Source organism: Desulfatibacillum alkenivorans DSM 16219 (assembly GCF_900142135.1).
GTDB lineage: Bacteria > Desulfobacterota > Desulfobacteria > Desulfobacterales > Desulfatibacillaceae > Desulfatibacillum > Desulfatibacillum alkenivorans.
Genome location: NZ_FQZU01000005.1, coordinates 204425 through 222132 on the forward strand (window position 1 = coordinate 204425; position 17708 = coordinate 222132).

Here is a 17708-nt window from a genome sequence, read left to right on the forward strand (position 1 = left end):
CGCACTTTTCATCTGCTATGGACTCTGCTCCCTTTACTTTTTCGGCCCGCCATGATGTGTATGGTGAAAAATACGGTGTAATTTGGAGGAAAACATGAAACCCACCGCCCCAGAATATTTCAATATCATCCCCCCCTATGTTCCGGGAAAACCCATGGAGGAGCTGGAGAGGGAATGTGGAATCACGGATTCCATTAAGCTGGCGTCCAACGAAAATCCCCACGGGCCTTCCCCCAAAGCCGTGGAGGCGGTGAAGCATGCATTGACGAACCTGCACAGATACCCGGACGGCGCAGCTCCGGAGCTTATGGAGAGCATCGCTTCCAAGATGGGCTGCAAGACCAGTCAAATCGTATTGGGCAACGGCTCCGATGAAGTCATCGATATGCTGGCCAAGGTGTATTTGAACGCCGGCGACGAGGCCCTCATGACCGAGCCTTCGTTCATGATGTATTCCATTTCCGCGCTGGCCCAGGGCGCCAAGGCCGTGAAAATACCCCTGACCCAGGATTACAGGCATGATTTCGACGCTCTGGCAAAAGCCGTTACGGACAAGACAAAGATCATTTTTCTCAACTCCCCTCAGAATCCCAGCGGCACGGTGATTACAAAAGTGGAGTTCGAGCCTTTTCTGGAAAAAGTGGACCCGTCTATCCTGATTGTCATGGACGAAGCCTATATCGAGTTCAACCGGGATCCCGAAGCGGTTACCGGCCTGGATTATTTGAACGGCGGCCACACCGTGGTCACCCTGCGAACCTTTTCCAAACTGTACGGCCTGGCCGGCCTGCGCATCGGGTTCGGGGTTATGCCGGAGCACGCGTCCCAGATGTTGAATCGGATTCGTCCTCCCTTTAACATTAACATTCCGGCGCAGGTTGCGGCCCTGGCGGCGCTAAACGATGCGGAATTTGTTGAAAAAACGCTGGAAACCGTGCACAATGGCCTGGATTTTTTGTTCGACGCGTTAAAGGCGTTGGATGTTGTCTGCTATCCCACGCAGACCAATTTTTTTATGATCGACCTGAAGCAGGACGCCAAGGCCGTCTACGAAGCCTTGTTGCATAAGGGCGTCATCATCCGGCCTTTAGGATCTTACGGCTTTGATAATCACATTCGCGTGACCGTGGGGCTTCCCCAGGAAAACGAACGCTTTGTAAAAGCCTTGAAAGACGTAATGACCGGCTCTTAAACAATGAAACCGCCAGGGGGGCGAGATGAAAAAAATATTAGTCACTATTGACGGGCCTGCGGGTGCGGGAAAAACCACTGTAAGCAGGGCGGTTGCGCTGGAATTGGGCTATACCTTCGTGGACACGGGCGCCTTATACAGGGGCCTGGCCGTGGTCGTCAATCAAAAGGGCGTGGACCCCAACGACGACGCAGCCCTGGCCGCCGTGTGCAAGGATTTGGAACTTTCCCTGATTCCCGAAGAGGATAAAACCCGGGTTATCGCCAATGGAGAGGATATTACAGACAAACTTCGCACCCCCGAGATTTCAATGACAGCCTCGGCCGTGTCCGCTCGACCCTTGGTCAGGGAATGGCTTTTGGGCATTCAGAGGGATTTTGGAGAAAAAGGCGGGGCCGTATTTGAAGGCCGCGACATGGGAACCGTGGTCTTTCCCAACGCCGAAGCCAAGTTCTTTTTGCACGCCGATCCCAATATTCGCGCCCGCCGACGCCATCGGGAACTCCTGGAAAAAGGCATGGCCGTGACCGAAGATGACGTGGCCAAAGACATGGAGAAAAGGGACAAGGACGACTCCAGCAGGGCCGTAGCCCCCTTAAAGCCAGCGGAAGACGCGATTTTAGTGGACAGTTCTCAATTAAATATTGAGGAGGCGGTCTGGGTCATCCTGGATTGGATCAAAAAGAAATTGAAGTAAAATTAAATAGTTGGGTATTTTTAAGGCGAAGGGGCGGATTTTTGGGCTGCGTTAAACAAGCGTTAAGAGTTGAAAAAGCCTAAAAATAGCGTTGTTTTTTGTCTTTTCATCTGTTATGCATCCAACTTCGACGCCTCATTCTGCGTCCGGTTGTGGAACGAGGCAAATTTACCGTAACAGGGGGTAAGGATCTTTAATGGACGAACAACAAAACCAAGTAACTGAAGAACAACAAAACAACGTCACCGAGCAAGAGGAGCAAACCGCTTCCGAAACCCGGAATCCCGAAACCGACGCCATGGAAAACGACGAGATGGACGACGACGACATGGACATGGACGAGATGATGGAGGACGAAGAGAACTTCATGGCGCTTTATGAAGAGAGCTTCAAGCGCTTTGAGGAAGGCGAGGTCGTAACTGGCAAAATTATCCAGATCGACAAGGATTATGTGCTGGTGGACATCGGATACAAATCCGAGGGATTGATACCGATCCGTGAGTTCGTAGAACCGGACGGCACAGTGGCCGCCGAAATCGGGGACGAAGTGGAAGTCATGGTGGAACGCCTGGACAGTGAAGACGAAGGCGTCATGGTTTCCAAAGAAAAAGCCTCCAAGATCAAAGTTTGGGAAGAGATCAAGGTCGCTTACGAAGAAGAAGGCATCGTGGAAGGAACCATCACCCATCGGGTCAAGGGCGGTTTTTCCGTGGATATCGGAGTGCCCGCCTTCCTGCCCGGATCTCAGGTGGACCTGAGGCCGGTCCGGGACCTGGATTCCATGGTCGGCAAGGTTTTCACTTTCAAAGTGTTGAAATACAATAGAAAGCGGAGCAACATCGTTCTTTCCCGCCGGGTCATCCTGGAAAAGGAACGAGAAGAACAACGCTCCAGCACCCTGCAGAACATCCACGAAGGCAAAGTCGTGGAAGGCGTTGTCAAGAACATCACCGAATACGGCGTATTCGTGGATCTCGGGGGCATCGACGGTCTGCTTCACATCACGGACATCTCCTGGGGCCGCGTCAAGCATCCCTCCGAACTGTTCGGCGTAGGCCAGACCATCACCGTCAAGGTGCTGGACCTGGACCTGGAACGCGAAAGAGTCTCCCTGGGCATGAAACAGCTCAAGGAAGATCCTTGGACGACCGCTTCCGACCGTTACCCGGTGGGCGAACGCGTAAGCGGCAAGGTTGTCAGCCTGACCGATTACGGCGCCTTTGTGGAACTGGAAGAGGGCATCGAAGGCCTCATCCATGTTTCCGAAATGTCCTGGACCCGCAAGATTCGCCATCCTTCAAAGGTGGTTTCCGTGGGCGATGAACTGGAAGCCGTGGTGCTGGACATCAAACCCAGCAACCGCAGGGTTTCCCTGGGCATGAAACAGGTCGCCCCCAATCCGTGGGACGTTATCGGCGAAAAATACCCCATCGGCACCACCATCGAGGGCCGCATCAAGAACATCACCGACTTCGGTATGTTCATCGGCATCGACGAAGGCATCGACGGTCTGGTTCATATCTCCGACATCTCCTGGACCAAGCGCATCAACCATCCTGGCGACGTGTACAAGAAAGGCGACGAAGTCCGCGCCATCGTTCTGCACATCGACCGCGAGAACGAAAGATTCTCCCTGGGCATCAAACAGCTTGAGCCCGATCCGTGGGAAACCATTTCCGAACGCTACCAGGTGGGAACCAAGGTCAACGGCCTCATCACCAGCGTAACCGACTTCGGCATCTTTGTGGAACTGGAAGAAGGCATCGAAGGCCTTGTCCATGTTTCCGAGGTCGCCAAAGAAAAGGTCAAGACTCCCGTGGGACAGTTCAACGTGGGCGACACCGTGGAAACGGTTGTGGTCAACATCAATCCCAAGGAAAGGCGCATCGGCCTGTCCATCAAACGTCTGGAAGAAGACGAGCAGGAAGGCTACTTCAACGAGTATATGGCGAGCAACAAACCAGCTGCTTCCGCACTGGGCGAAGCCTTCCAGAGAGCCGCCAAGATTCAGGCGCAAAACGAAGACAACGGGGACGAAGAATAATACCTCTTCAAAACCTGTTAGATTTATAAAAAGCCGCCGGGGAGAAATTTCCGGCGGCTTTTTTTGTTCCTCGTTCCCACGCTCCGTGTTGGAATGCATATAAAAGTTATTAAATCAAATAAATAACATTCATTCCCTAAAGTAATAAATGAAATTTTTTGCGGACCAAACACTCCCTGCGATTCCAGCCCAGCCGCAGCAGGCGACGCCAGGGGCGTCAATCCAAATAAACGCAGCCGGGAAAGCATAATGAAATTGGGGACGATGGGCGAACGGGCGGTCACGCCCGAGTTTCTTATCAGGTCTTACTCAAAAAGGCTCACATCCCCGGCGCCTTCGCGCAACACCTCGGGCTCATCGTCAATGAGGGAAACCACGGAGGACGCCCGGCCCGACACGGGGCCGCCGTCAATCACCAGGTCGATTTGGTTTTTATAATAATCGTGGAGCAGAGAAGGGTCGTCAAACTCATTGCCGTTCAGGTCAGCGGCGCTGGTGCTGATGATGGGATTGCCGAGCTCCTTGATGATCTCCATGCAGATGGCGTGCTCCGGCACCCGGATGCCGGCGGTCTTTCTTTTGGTGATCATGATTTTAGGCACCAATTTGGAGGCTTCCAATATAAAGGTATAGGGCCCGGGCAAAAGCCTTTTCATGGTTTTGTAGGCGTAGTTGCTGACCTTGGCGTAGTCGCTGATATTTTGCAGATCGGAGCAGATAAAAGACAACGGTTGAGTTGACTCCATTTGCTTTAAGCGATACACTTTTTGAATCGCTTTCTTATTCATGATGTCGCACCCGATGCCGTATATGGTGTCTGTAGGATAAGCAATAATGCCGCCTCTTTTTAACACCTCCACCACCTGGGCGATTTTCCTGAATTCCGGGTTGATTGGATTGATTGGCAGTAGCATGGCGACCTCGCAAGAAATGGGTGAAACGTCATAAACTGAGGACGAACGGTATATCTAGTATCAACGGCCCTCTTTGTCAAGCCATAAACATAACGACGGCAGGCATGGACATTTCTGACAGGGGCGTCTATTATTGCAGAAGGTAAATGAGGACGTTTTAGGGATGAAAGGGAGGAAGAACGCGGACCCGTACGCCGCCCGGTCATCACAAACCGTTATAATAATCCATTATTTCAATTGGTTTAAGAAAGTTCTTGTTTTGCATAAAATCAGGCATTGAATTTGCCTGCATCATCTGTTATCAGTGCCCAACCCCGACGCGGGGCGCATATTTTCGCCCCCAACCCTTTTTATCGGTATGGAGGAATTTGATGACAAAAATACCACCCGAAGACGCCTACTCTTTTGAGGACGTCCTTATCATCCCGGCATATTCCGAGGTGGTGCCCAAGGACGTCGATGTGAAAACCCGCCTGACCCGAAACGTAAGCATGAACATCCCCATCGTGAGTGCGGCCATGGATACGGTCACCGAAGCCCAGACCTGCATCACCCTGGCTCGGGAAGGCGGAATCGGCTTTATCCATAGGAATATGTCCATTGACGACCAGGTTCTGGAAGTGGACAAGGTTAAAAAGTCGGAAAGCGGGATGATCGTAGATCCCGTGACCATTCGCCCGGACCAGAAGGTCAGCGAGGTTTTGGACCTCATGAGTCAATACCGGATTTCCGGCGTGCCCGTCACCCAGGGCGATCAACTGGTCGGCATCGTGACCAACCGCGATCTGCGTTTTGAGATTGACCTGGATAAAAAGGTCTCCTCGGTCATGACCAAGTCCAACCTGGTGACCGTGCGGGAAGGCATCACCCTGGAAGAATCCAAGGCCATGCTGCACAAGCATCGCATTGAAAAACTTCTTGTGGTGGACTCCTCCGGCAAACTGGTAGGCCTCATAACCATCAAAGACATTGAAAAGATAAAGAAATACCCCAACGCCTGCAAGGACTCCATCGGCCGCTTGCGCTGCGGCGCCGCCGTGGGCATCGGCCCGGACATGATGGAGCGGGCTCAGGCCTTATGGGGCGCCGGAGCAGACATCATCCTGATCGACGCCTCCCATGGCCATACCTCCAGCATCATCAACGCCATCAAAGAGCTTAAATCCAACATCAAGGACCTGGAACTGGTGGCCGGCAATGTGGTTACCGGCAAGGGCGCCGAAGACCTGATTGAAGCCGGCGTGGACGCCGTCAAGGTGGGGGTAGGCCCCGGATCCATCTGCACCACCCGCATCGTGGCCGGCGTCGGCGTGCCCCAGGTGACGGCCATCATGAATTGCCGCTCTGCGTGCAACAAGCATAAAATACCCTTGATTGCGGACGGCGGCATCAAGTATTCCGGCGACGTGACCAAGGCCATTGGCGCCGGCGCCCACAGCGTGATGATAGGGGGGCTTTTTGCAGGAACCGAAGAAAGCCCGGGGGAAACCATCATATTCCAGGGACGGAGCTACAAGGTGTACCGGGGCATGGGCTCCCTGGAAGCCATGAAGCAGGGCAGCAAGGACCGCTACCATCAGGAGCATACCAAGGAAGAAGAAAAAATGGTTCCTGAGGGAATTGTGGGCAGGGTGCCTTACCGGGGCTCCCTGGGCGCCAACATCTATCAGATGGTGGGCGGCCTCAAGTCGGGTATGGGCTACGCCGGCTGCAGAACCATTGAGGAACTGCGCGAAAAAGCCCGCTTTACCAAAATTACGGTGGCAGGCCTTAAGGAAAGCCACGTCCATGACGTGATCATCACCAAAGAAGCGCCTAACTACCGTCAGGATCATTCCTGATCCCTTCCGTTCTCCCCTGGGGAGATCGCGGTTTGTCATCAATCCTTTTCTAACATACAAGCCGGGCGGGACGGCCTTTCCGCCCCGCCCGGCTTCAAGAGAGAGCCATGTCTGACTTTGTCCATTTGCACGTACACACCCAGTATAGCCTTTTGGACGGGGCCATCCGTCTGGACGCCCTGGTCAACCAATGCAAGGAATTCGGCATGGACGCCTGCGCCATTACCGACCATGGCACCATGTTCGGAATTCTGGAGTTTTATGAAAAGGCCAAATCCAAAGACATCAAACCGATCATAGGCTGCGAATGCTACGTGGCCCGTAAATCCATGGAGGACAAAACCCCCATGGACAAAGACAACCGCCACTTGGTGCTGTTGGCCGAAAATAACCAAGGATACGAAAACCTCTGCAGGCTGGCCACCCTGGCCCAGCGCAAGGGATTTTATTATAAGCCGCGCATAGACAAAAAAGCCCTTGAGGAGCATTCCAAAGGGCTCATCTGCCTTTCCGCCTGCCTTCACGGCGAAATTCCCATGTTCATCTCCGAAGGTCAGATGAAACTGGCCGAGGAAGCCGCCCTGTACTATAAAAATCTTTTCGGGCCGGATCATTTTTATCTGGAAATTCAGAACAACGGCCTGCCCGAACAGGAGGAAATGAATCAAAAACTGGCGGAACTGGCCGAAAAGCTGGATATCCCCCTGGTGGGAACCAACGACTGCCATTATCTCAGGGCCAAGGACGCCAAGGCCCACGAAGTCCTATTATGCATCCAAACCAATAAAACGATTCACGATACTAATCGCTTTAAATTCCGTACGGATCAGCTGTATTTAAAATCTCCCCAGGAAATGATCGAGTATTTCAAGGGATTTCCCGGCGCAACGGATAATACCGTAAAGATCGCCGAAATGTGCAATGTGGAGTTTGACCTCAGCACTTTTCACTTCCCCCAGTTTCCGGCGGAGGACGGCAAAACCGAAGCCGAAATTCTGACCCAAATGACCTGGGACGGATTTCACAAACGCATGGCCGCCATCAAGGCCGTAAACCCGGACGTTGACGAGGAAAAATACCTGGAGCGCCTGAAGTACGAATTGGGCGTCATTCAGGACATGGGCTTCCCAGGATACTTTCTCATCGTCTCCGACTTTATCCAATGGAGCAAGCGAAACGGCATTCCCGTGGGACCAGGCCGCGGCTCCGCCGCAGGCAGCCTTGTGGCCTATGCCTTGGAAATCACGGACCTGGATCCCCTGGAGCATAAACTGATTTTTGAAAGGTTCCTGAATCCGGGCCGTAAGAGCATGCCTGATATCGACGTGGACTTTTGCATCCTGGGCCGGGAGCGCACCTTTAACTATGTGGTGGAAAAATACGGCGGCGGCGATTATGTCAGCCAGATTACCACCTTTGGAAGCATGAAAGCCCGGGCTGTCGTCCGGGACGTGGGCCGGGCCATGGCCATTCCTTTGGGAGAGGTGGACGTCATTGCCAAACTCATTCCCGAAGATCCCAAGATGAATTTGAAGAAGGCGCTTGACCAGGAACCCAAGTTGCTGGAACTCATGAAGGAAAAGCCCGAGATCGCCGAGCTTATTGAAGTGGCTCAGGTTTTGGAAGGCCTCTCCCGCCACGCCTCCACCCACGCCGCAGGCGTGGTTATCGCCGACAAGCCTTTGGTGGAATACCTGCCCTTGTATGAAGGTAAAAAGGGCGAAGTTGTGACCCAGTTCGACATGAAGCGGGTGGAAAAAATCGGGCTGGTCAAGTTTGACTTTCTGGGGCTGCGAAACCTTACGGTCATAGACAACGCCATCAAGCTCATCGAGGGGCAGGGCAAAACTCCCCCGGACCTCATGCATTTGGACGTGACTGACAAGGCCACGTACAATCTTTTATCCCGAGGCGACACAACCGGCGTGTTCCAGCTTGAAAGCAGCGGCATGAAAGACCTGCTTGCACGGCTTAAGCCCGAATGCTTTGAAGACGTGGTGGCCGTGGTGGCCCTGTATCGTCCCGGCCCCTTGAATTCGGGCATGGTGGACGATTTCGTCAAGCGCAAGCACGGCGATATCCCCGTCACCTACGCCCTTCCCGAGTTGGAGCCCATCCTCAAGGACACCTACGGCGTTATTGTCTACCAGGAGCAGGTCATGCAGATAGCGGCCGCCCTGGCCAGTTACAGCATGTCCGAGGCCGACGATCTCCGCAAAGCCATGGGTAAAAAAATCGCCGAAAAAATGGCTCAGCAGCGCATCCGCTTCATGGAGGGCTGCAAGGAAAACAACGTCGACCTGAAAAAGGCCGAAGCCCTGTTCAACCTCATGGAAAAATTCGGCGAATACGGTTTTAACAAGTCCCATAGCGCAGCCTACGCTCTGGTTTCCTTTCAGACCGCCTATCTCAAGACTCATTTCCAGGTCGAGTTCATGGCCTCCCTGATGACCAGTGAAATGGACAACACGGACAACGTCCTCAAGTTCATGTCCGAGTGCCGGGATCACGACATAGAGGTTCTTCCTCCCGACGTGAACACAAGCAGCGTCAGCTTCACCGTCTTGGAGGGAAAAATCGTCTACGGCATGGCCGCCATCAAAGGCGTGGGCCAAGGCGCCGTGGAAGCCATTGTTGAGGAACGCAAGACCAACGGGCCGTTTGAAAACATCTTCGACCTGTGCGAAAGGGTGGACCTGCGCCGGGTCAATAAAAGAGTGCTGGAAAGCCTGATTAAGGCCGGAGCTTTTGACAGCACGGGCGCCAAACGCTCCCAGTTAATGGCTGTCCTGGAAAGCGCCATTGATCACGGCCAGCGCATATCCAAAGAAAAAAATGATCCCCAAATGGGCCTTTTCGGCGCTATAGAAATGCCCACGATCACGCCTGCCTTGCCAGACATTGAGGATTGGGATGATCAGCTCAAATTAAGCTACGAAAAAGAAGCCCTGGGCTTCTTTCTCACGGGCCATCCTTTGGGCAAATACGAAGATTTATTAAATAAATTCGCTAACGCCGACACCCTGACTCTGTCGGAAATACCCGATAAATCAGCCGTAAGGGTAGGGGGGATGATTTTGTCCACCAAAAATCTGGTGACCAAAAAGGGCGATCCCATGGCCTTTATCACCCTGGAGGATATGAAGGGCTCCGTAGAGGTGGTGGTCTTCCCCGAATGCTACAAGGCCTCGTCCCATTTATTGGTGGTGGAAAACGCCCTCCTGGTGGAAGGCCAACTCCAAAAGGAGGAGAAAGGCACAAAAATCCTGGCCGATAAAATCGTGCCCATTGAAGACGCAGATTCCGAATGGACGGCCAGCGTGCACATCCGAGCCAATATGGACGGCATGGAAAACGACGTGTTGGAGCAAATCAAGGAAATTTGCGGCAAACATCCGGGCGCGTCCAAAGCCTTTTTGCATTTGGTGGATCCAACCAAGTTTGAAGCGGTGATAGAACTTCCTGAAACAAACAATGTGGCGGCCGGCAAAGATCTGGCCAAGGACCTTCGCAAATTATTGGGGCCTCGCGCTTACGATACGGCTTGTCAGCCCGCCAGGCTGGCTAATAACGGTAATGGAAACGGCCGAAAAAAATGGCAGAAAAGCGCATAATGAATCAGATCGTACAGTCTTGCCGCTTTCAGGCAGCGGGAAGGCAAGGATAGATAAATTTCTAATTTTGTTGGGCTTCGCATGGTTTCCCCTACCTGCGTTGCGAATGTAGAGTCCAGTTTTGGGGCGGTTGTTTCTGGTTTTTCAGCTATAAGAGATGGTTGCCCGCCAAAGGAATGCATATAGTCCGATAAGCCTCGGGCGGCCCAGGCAGGGCAGTTTGCTGCCTGGGTGCGAAGCACAGAAGGCTAGAGGAAATGGTCAAGGCAAACAATATTGTTCATGAACCGGCAATGTTGAAATCGTTAAACCTCATGAAAATCCTTCCGCCCGCCTAACAGAATTGATCTCGATTATCTTTCCTGGCCGCACCTTTTGCGCTGGCGCGCCCAGGAAGTAAGTTTCCTGGGCCACCCTGCGGCGTTGTCGTTATATTGTAAAATAACCTGCTTATTTTGTTGGCTTTCGCAAGCTCTACCAAACCTGCGCCGCTTCATGCCGACCCGTAGATATTATGGGTGGTTTTGCAGTGGTGACACCAATAACAACTTTTGGGAAGAAATAGAGCAAAAAGATTGTTGCAAGTTCACGGCATTCTGCAGGTTCATCCAACATCAATTCAAGATGCGTTTCCGTCCTAATGAAAAACTCACTCTCGGCCGGTCCGCCGCCGCACGGCGGCGCCGGTCAGGAGTATGGTTGCGAATGGAATAACGGGCAATAACTTGTAATAATTTTCAAGCCCCGCCAGCATGGGCATCCAGACGCCCAACAATCCGCCGATCAAGCCTCCCAGAGCATCCGCCAGAAACACGATCAGCAGCACTTCCTTAAAACGAATTCCCATCAAGGGAAACAACAGCCCGCTTCCCAATATGGCCGCCGTTAAAGCCAGAGCGATAGCAAGGCCTTGCCATTGGGGCGCAAAAAGCAAAAGCCCGATTGAGCCTGCAATACCTATAAGGGCGATCCATCGCCAGTGCTTTAATCCAAAGCTGGAAAACCCCCATAGGGCCAAAAACACGGCCGCTCCGACGAAAAACGCGGACAACGGATTGAAGAGCCGGGGGATCAGCCAGAAAATCAACGCATTTTCCAGGCAAACGGCATTAGTCCCGATGGCTATTCCAGCAAGCAGCAGGAGGACCAGTTTGCCGGGCGGCAAATCAACGGATTGGGAGCGAAGTGAAAAAAACATGAGCGCGGCCGCCCCTGAAACCGTCAGGAGGAAAATGCAGACCAGGCTTTTTTTCAACATGTTGGGTTCAAAGAACAGCTCTGACAGACCCATCATCCATGGGGACGAATCATGCAATGCCGGGGTTTTGGGGAATGCATCGTAGTAGGTCGGTTGCACGGGGAGGGCGGTGAGTGTTGGGACCTCTGATGGAATAGGAGGCGCCTGGCGACCAGGCACGGTGGCCAATAAAATAAAACCATGAACGCCAAAAGGATTTTTCTCTCCAAACGAACTCCAGCCCCGAACGTCCAATCCCGCCTCTAACAATCCGTTTGCGCAACTGAAAAACAACTTGTTCCCCCGGTCCACCGATTTGATGATGGCAAGCGCCCCATTGGGCTTAAGGCGCTTCTTCATGGATTGAAACGCCTCTACGGTGTGGACGAACCGGCCCGGCTCGATGGCCGCCTTACGGGTTGCAGCGAAAGACTCGGTGTGCGGCAGGATGATCAGGTCATACATTTTTTCAGAGTTTTCCAAGTAATGCCTGCCGTCTCCGGCGATGCATTCCACCCGGGGATCCGTATAGACTCCGCCGTTGGCCCATGCCAGATCGCCCTGGAACAGAGGAAATACCTCGGGGATGATATCCACGGCGGCTACGGACTTTGCGTCAAAGGCCAGGGCCTGATACACTTGCCTGCCTCCGCCAGCCCCCAGCACGCAAATATCGCTGCCCGGCTCAACCGTTTGAAAGGCGATATCGTCCATGGTTCCGGAAAACTTTCCAACAGGCAGGCCGCCCCAGATGAAGCATCCATCGTAAAAACCCAGGACGCGGCTGAAATTCTTAAATTTGGTTTCCGTGAGTTCTATATGGCAGTACTTGCCCCAGGATTGATGGATCAATCGGCTTTTCGTATCCTCCGGCAGGGGGGCGCCGTTCAGAAAATCCTTGTTTTTCAGGGTCTCCCCGATCCGGTGCAAACCGTCCGGCAAAATGCTTTTCATATATGCGGGTTCAAAATGACCGGCTGCAAACCAGACCGCCCCAAAGCATACAATAAAGATGAGTATCATCCGGTTTTGGAGTTTGGGAAAGTTTAAAACCATCCAGGAGACAAGCCCGGCCGCTAAAGCAATGCAAACCGTAGGCAGCCACCCCAGGCGGGGGATGGTAAAGGCGCCTACGGCCAGGGCGCACGCCAGCCCCCACACGAAAATGAGGTAAAAGTACTTTTTTATTCTAGGGGATGCCAGGACGGCTTCATAGCCGGAATACTCCGCCACACCCCAAAGTACGAACAAAGGGCTTGTGGCCAGGGTCATGTACCCCAGTTGCTTCCACAAGTCCTCGAACCTGATTTGATATTGGATGCTCTCCAAAAGAGGACAGGGGCCATGGGCCACTATCCAGCCCAAAACAGGAAAACAGACGGCGAGAATGACCAGCGACTGAGCGCCGCGTAAAACCCCATTGATCTTGCCCTGGTAACGGATTTTGGCCAATAAGGCGCCCAATGGCATGCCAGCGCACACATACAGCATGAAAAACGAGGTGCTGTTCAAAGCAAAGGCCAGAATGCGAAACAGACAGACGGAAAGCAGCGAGTACCCGAACGCCATAAACAGCAGGGAGATGCAAAGCCTCCATTCAAAATCGGCGGCCCGGGAGGCGGTTGTATGGTTTTCCTCGGGAAACATCTTGGGAACCCATTCCTTTGGAGATTCGATTTTTTATCCTGTGAACAGAAAGCCAGCGGGTGGGCCAGGTTGTCATGTCATCAGGAGCATTTTGAGAAGCCGCATGAATGGCAAACCAGGCATCCTGACTCGTGGGCCAGGGATTCGCCGCAATCCGGGCATTGGCCCACGGCCTTTTCCGTTTCTTCTCCTGCGCCTGTACAGTGGGAAAGCACCTGGCCTATGGCGTCCGGGCACGAGAGCACCATCTTGCCGTTCTGCCAGGCGGGGGACGGACACCGGATTCCCTTGATTTGCTTGATGATTTCTTCGGGCTTCACTCCGGATCTGAGCGCCAGGGAAATCAGCCTGCCCGCCGCTTCCGTCTGAGACGAAGCGCAGCCGCCGGTCTTGCCCATCTGGGCGAAAACCTCGGCCATGCCCTGGTCGTCCGAGTTCACTGTAACATACAGCCTGCCGCAGCCGGTCTGGATGCGTTCGGTTACGCCGTGGGTGCGGATGGGACGCGCTCTTGGCGCCAGTTCTCCGGTCAGGCGCGGTCCTTCGCTTCGGGAGGCCACGGACAGAACCTGGTGGTCCCGGGACCCGTCGCGGTAGATGGTCACGCCCTTGCATCCGGTTTCCCTGGCAAGTTTAAAAACCTTTTCCACGTCCTCGCGGGTGGCGGTATGGGGAAAATTGACCGTTTTGGAAACCGCGTTGTCCGTATACTTCTGAAAGGCGGCCTGTATCCTCACATGCCAATCCGGCGAGATGTCGTGGGAGGTCTTGAACAGCCTGCGCACTTCCTTGGGGATGTTGGTCATCTCCTGGATAGAACCTTCCAGGGCGATGTTCTTGGCCAGGTCTTCGGTGAAAAATCCCTGTTCCTTGGCCATCTCCTCAAACAGAGGATGAAATTCATGCAGCTTTTCTCCGTCCAGAACCCGCCGGGTGTAGGCCACTGCAAATATGGGCTCGATGCCGGACGACGCATTGGCGATAATGCTGATGGAGCCCGTGGGCGCCAAAGTGGTGGTGGTTGCGTTGCGCATGTAAGGCGTTTCCGGCCTGTCGTATATGCTGCCGGCGTACGCGGGAAAGTTGCCCCTGGCTTCGCCCAGTTGGGCCGAAGCCTTTTTGGACTCCTCGGATATCAAGGACATGATATCGTGAGCCAATGCAACGGCTTCTTCGGAGTCGTAGGGAACGCCCAGTTTTATGAGAAGGTCGGCGAATCCCATCACGCCCAGCCCCACCTTTCTGGTGGCCAGGGTTTGTTCTTTGATCTCTTTGAGCGGGTACTTGTTGATTTCCACCACGTTGTCCAAAAAGTGGACGGCTGTGCGGATGACAGCCTTCAGCCTGTTTTTATCCAGGGTTCCGCCTTCCGCCATTTTTCCCAAATTGATGGAGCCCAGATTGCACGACTCATAAGGCAGCAAGGGCTGCTCCCCGCAGGGGTTGGTGGCTTCTATCTCGCCCAAGGCCGGGGTGGGGTTGGCTTCGTTGATCCTGTCCAAAAAGATGATCCCCGGCTCCCCGCTTTGCCAAGCCGAATTGACGATCATGTCAAAAATTTTGGGGGCGTTCAGGGTTTTGACGGAATTCCTGGTGCGCGGATTGACCAGTTCATAATCCCCGCCCTTTTCCAGGGCTTCCATAAACTCCTGGGTCAACCCCACGGAAATGTTGAAGTTCTGCAAGAAGCCCGGATCGTCCTTGCAGGCGATAAACTCTTCGATGTCCGGGTGGTCCACCCGCAGGATGGCCATGTTGGCGCCTCGGCGCGTCCCCCCTTGTTTGACGGTTTCCGTGGCTGCGTCAAACACCGCCATAAAGGATATGGGCCCGGAAGACACTCCGGCTGTGGAAAGCACTTTGTCATTGGCCGGCCTGACCCTTGAAAAGGAAAAGCCCGTGCCGCCGCCGCTTTTGTGGATCATGGCCGTATGCTTGAGGGAGTCGAATATGCTCTCAATGGAATCCTCCACAGGGAGCACAAAACAGGCGGATAACTGCCCCAGGCGGCGGCCGGCGTTCATGAGGGTAGGGGAGTTGGGTATAAACCATCCCTTGCTCATCAGGTCGTAAAATTGGGCGGCCAGGGCCTTGATGTCAGCGGTTCCGTCAAAGTCTTTGTCGGCCCGAGCCACGGAGTCAGCCACTCGTTGCAGCATTTTTTCAGGAGACTCTATTACCCTGCCGTTTTTATCTTTTTTAAGGTACCGTTTTTTCAGGACAACCAGGGCGCTGGAAGAAAAGGAAAGACTCATGAGAAACCCTTTGTGTAGGCTTAAGATGCTATTCGACTTCTCCGGCCAGGTCATGGGCGTTGGCCGTCAGGAAGTCGCAAAAATACTGGCAAAGAGGAGAGGCTGTGCGTTGACGGTGCCGGACCAGATAAAACGAACGTCTGAAATCCAGGTCTGAAATCTCTATGGATTTCAAGGCGCCGCAACGCAGGTCGCCCAATACGGCGCGGGTGCTGAAAATGGAAACGCCCAGGCCGGCCTTGATGGCTTCCCGGACGGCTTCGGTGCTTCCCAGTTGACCTGAAATATTCAGGCTGTCCAAGCCCATGCCTGCTTCCGCCAGCACTTTTTCAAAAAATTTTCGGGTGCCCGAACCTTGTTCGCGGATGATAAAGGGCTCGTTGGCAATGCTTTTGATGCTTACGGCTTCCTTTTCCGCCAGGGGGTGGCTGGCCGGAACGATCAGGGTAAGGTGATCGTCCATTAACTTGTCCTGGGTGAGCTGCTTATTGGGGGAAAGAGCCCCCACAACCCCCATTTCCACCGCTCCTGCAATCACGTCCTCCGAGACAGAGCGGGTGTCCCCGATTTTCAGGGAAATGGAAACATCCGGATAATATTTGGAAAACGCGCCTATTACCTTGGGCAGTACATAGCAGCCGGGGATGTTGCTTCCGGCAATGGTCAGGGACCCGGTGGGCTTGCCTAAAAACGAGGACATGGCGCTTTGGGCTTCGTCGCGTAAAGCCAGTAATCGGGTGGCAAAGGAGTAAAGCAGTTCTCCGCCTTTTGTGGGAGAGGCTTTTCTGCCGAGGCGGTCTATGAGCCGGCAGTTTAAATGATCTTCAAGGTCCTTGATATGGCTGCTTACAGTGGGCTGGGAAAGGTTCACTGCCTGGGCGGCTTTGGAAAAGGAGCCCATCTCCACCACCTTGGTGAAAATGTGGAGTTGCCATAGGTCCATGTTCATATTATCCTTTTTGCTCTTTATTATCCTTGGTGGGAATGTATAGGCCCATGTCCTTCATTTTTTTATCGATTCGCCTTTCCACCAATTCGGGAACCATGCCATGGATATTGCCGCCGAAACGGGCCGCCTCTTTAATAATGGAGCTGCTGGTGAATATCCAGCGCAGACCGGTCATGAGGAAAACGGTCTGGACTTCGCGATTAAGGCGGCGATTCATGAGCGCCAACTGAAACTCATATTCAAAGTCAGAAACGGCCCGCATGCCCCGGAGAATGGCATGAGCCTGTTTTTGTTCCGCATAGTCCACCAGCAAACCGCTGAACGTGTCGATTTCCGTGTTGGGGATTTCCTTGGTCACCTCTTCAAGCATGCTGATGCGTTCTTCCACGGAAAATAGAGATTGCTTGTTGGGGTTGATCAGAATGGCCACAATAATGCGGTCAAACAGTTTAAGTCCCCGTTTTAAAATGTCCAGGTGTCCATTGGTAACCGGGTCAAAAGATCCGGCATAGATAGCGGTTCTTTCCATACACTCCCGACCTTCGTTTAAAAATTCCGGACTTCAGCAACAGCCGCGAACTTTGATCGAAACAACTTCAGGTGCAGTTCCAAAAGTCAGGGTGGAAAGGCCGCAATAAAGTGTATTTCCAGACTCCCTGGTGAAATCCAACAGGGATCCGAAAGAAGACTTTATAAAGCCGTAAAATGCTGACAACAAGCATCCGGCGCCATCCACAGCCCAACTACAGCAATATTTACAAACTCATAACATGAAGCGGAAAAACGACACAAGGGTTTTCCCATATTTGCGTTGGTCGGTAAGCTCAAAAGCGTTGGTCTTTTCCACGACTTCCTGATTGGCCGCGCTTTCAAACACCACAACAGCCTCCGGGTTCAACGCGTCCGATTCCGCCAAAACTTGCAGGACGTCTTCCACGGCATTCAGGGCGTATGGCGGATCCGCGAATATCAGATCGAATTTCAGCCCGGTTCTTTTTAGGCACTGGAGGTTTTTCATGGCGTCCCAGCGAACGCTTTGGGAGTTTTTTTCCAGATCCATGTGCTTCAGGTTTTCGTTGATCAGGCTTAACGCCTTTGGATTGCCCTCCACAAACAAACAATGGGCGGCGCCTCGGGATAAGGCCTCCATGCCCATGGCGCCTGTGCCGGCAAACAAGTCCGCAACATTAGCCTCAACCACGGTCTGATACAGGATGCTGAAAACAGCCTCCCGCACCCTGTCCGAAGTGGGCCGGATTCCCGGAATATTGACCGGCTTCAGTTTTCTGCCCTTACGGCTTCCTGCAATGATGCGCAT

General features: G+C 53.4%; 11 protein-coding genes. 5 read left to right on the top strand and 6 right to left on the bottom strand.

Going from position 1 to position 17708, the window contains the following annotated elements; genetic code table 11:
- The first annotated feature begins 94 nt into the window (after positions 1–94).
- The 3 genes from hisC (at position 95) to BUE18_RS06710 (ending at position 3933) form a co-directional block, all read left to right on the top strand.
- Positions 95–1192, top strand: a complete 1098-nt coding sequence (hisC, locus tag BUE18_RS06700) for a histidinol-phosphate transaminase (RefSeq protein WP_073474192.1) — start codon at positions 95–97, stop codon at positions 1190–1192.
- A gap of 25 nt (positions 1193–1217) precedes the next feature.
- A complete protein-coding gene (gene cmk, locus BUE18_RS06705; protein WP_073474194.1) occupies positions 1218–1889 on the top strand; it encodes a (d)CMP kinase in 672 nt (223 codons plus the stop codon).
- A 196-nt stretch (positions 1890–2085) separates the two neighbouring features.
- A complete protein-coding gene (locus BUE18_RS06710) occupies positions 2086–3933 on the top strand; it encodes a 30S ribosomal protein S1 (protein WP_073474196.1) in 1848 nt (615 codons plus the stop codon).
- Positions 3934–4238: 305 nt separating this feature from the next.
- Here BUE18_RS06710 and BUE18_RS06715 read toward each other — a convergent pair whose 3' ends face one another.
- Positions 4239–4847 (bottom strand): L-threonylcarbamoyladenylate synthase, encoded by a 609-nt coding sequence (locus BUE18_RS06715; RefSeq protein WP_073474198.1) that lies wholly within the window; start codon positions 4845–4847, stop codon positions 4239–4241.
- Positions 4848–5218: 371 nt separating this feature from the next.
- On the opposite strand from BUE18_RS06715, the gene guaB reads away from it, so the two are divergent.
- Positions 5219–6688 carry an IMP dehydrogenase gene (gene guaB / locus BUE18_RS06720; RefSeq protein WP_073474200.1) on the top strand — a complete coding sequence of 490 codons (1470 nt, stop codon included), beginning with the start codon at positions 5219–5221 and terminating at the stop codon, positions 6686–6688.
- 107 nt (positions 6689–6795) lie between these two features.
- A complete protein-coding gene (gene dnaE / locus BUE18_RS06725) occupies positions 6796–10302 on the top strand; it encodes a DNA polymerase III subunit alpha (protein ID WP_073474202.1) in 3507 nt (1168 codons plus the stop codon).
- Positions 10303–10951: 649 nt separating this feature from the next.
- On the opposite strand, the gene BUE18_RS06730 is transcribed toward dnaE, so the two are convergent.
- From BUE18_RS06730 to rsmD, 5 genes are all read right to left on the bottom strand, one after another.
- Positions 10952–13186, bottom strand: a complete 2235-nt coding sequence (locus BUE18_RS06730) for a spermine/spermidine synthase domain-containing protein (RefSeq protein WP_073474204.1) — start codon at positions 13184–13186, stop codon at positions 10952–10954.
- A gap of 80 nt (positions 13187–13266) precedes the next feature.
- Entirely contained in the window at positions 13267–15441 is a 2175-nt protein-coding gene (locus BUE18_RS06735) for a vitamin B12-dependent ribonucleotide reductase (protein WP_073474206.1), read from the bottom strand.
- Between the two features lie 28 nt (positions 15442–15469).
- A complete protein-coding gene (locus tag BUE18_RS06740) occupies positions 15470–16384 on the bottom strand; it encodes a selenium metabolism-associated LysR family transcriptional regulator (RefSeq protein WP_073474276.1) in 915 nt (304 codons plus the stop codon).
- Positions 16385–16391: 7 nt separating this feature from the next.
- The gene (coaD, locus tag BUE18_RS06745; protein ID WP_073474208.1) at positions 16392–16919 is read right to left on the bottom strand and encodes a pantetheine-phosphate adenylyltransferase; all 528 of its coding nucleotides are present in this window, start codon (positions 16917–16919) and stop codon (positions 16392–16394) included.
- Between the two features lie 234 nt (positions 16920–17153).
- On the bottom strand, positions 17154–17708 hold the full coding sequence (gene rsmD / locus BUE18_RS06750; RefSeq protein WP_073474210.1) for a 16S rRNA (guanine(966)-N(2))-methyltransferase RsmD: 555 nt from the start codon (positions 17706–17708) through the stop codon (positions 17154–17156).

What these genes read in the sequence shown, in the direction of transcription:
- BUE18_RS06710 (WP_073474196.1), top strand. Translation starts at nt 2,086, where the DNA reads ATGGACGAACAACAAAACCAAGTAACTGAAGAACAACAAAACAACGTC.
- BUE18_RS06740 (WP_073474276.1), bottom strand. Translation starts at nt 16,384, where the DNA reads ATGGACCTATGGCAACTCCACATTTTCACCAAGGTGGTGGAGATGGGC.
- guaB (WP_073474200.1), top strand. Translation starts at nt 5,219, where the DNA reads ATGACAAAAATACCACCCGAAGACGCCTACTCTTTTGAGGACGTCCTT.
- dnaE (WP_073474202.1), top strand. Translation starts at nt 6,796, where the DNA reads ATGTCTGACTTTGTCCATTTGCACGTACACACCCAGTATAGCCTTTTG.
- BUE18_RS06730 (WP_073474204.1), bottom strand. Translation starts at nt 13,186, where the DNA reads ATGTTTCCCGAGGAAAACCATACAACCGCCTCCCGGGCCGCCGATTTT.
- coaD (WP_073474208.1), bottom strand. Translation starts at nt 16,919, where the DNA reads ATGGAAAGAACCGCTATCTATGCCGGATCTTTTGACCCGGTTACCAAT.
- BUE18_RS06715 (WP_073474198.1), bottom strand. Translation starts at nt 4,847, where the DNA reads ATGCTACTGCCAATCAATCCAATCAACCCGGAATTCAGGAAAATCGCC.
- rsmD (WP_073474210.1), bottom strand. Translation starts at nt 17,708, where the DNA reads ATGCGCATCATTGCAGGAAGCCGTAAGGGCAGAAAACTGAAGCCGGTC.
- BUE18_RS06735 (WP_073474206.1), bottom strand. Translation starts at nt 15,441, where the DNA reads ATGAGTCTTTCCTTTTCTTCCAGCGCCCTGGTTGTCCTGAAAAAACGG.
- hisC (WP_073474192.1), top strand. Translation starts at nt 95, where the DNA reads ATGAAACCCACCGCCCCAGAATATTTCAATATCATCCCCCCCTATGTT.
- cmk (WP_073474194.1), top strand. Translation starts at nt 1,218, where the DNA reads ATGAAAAAAATATTAGTCACTATTGACGGGCCTGCGGGTGCGGGAAAA.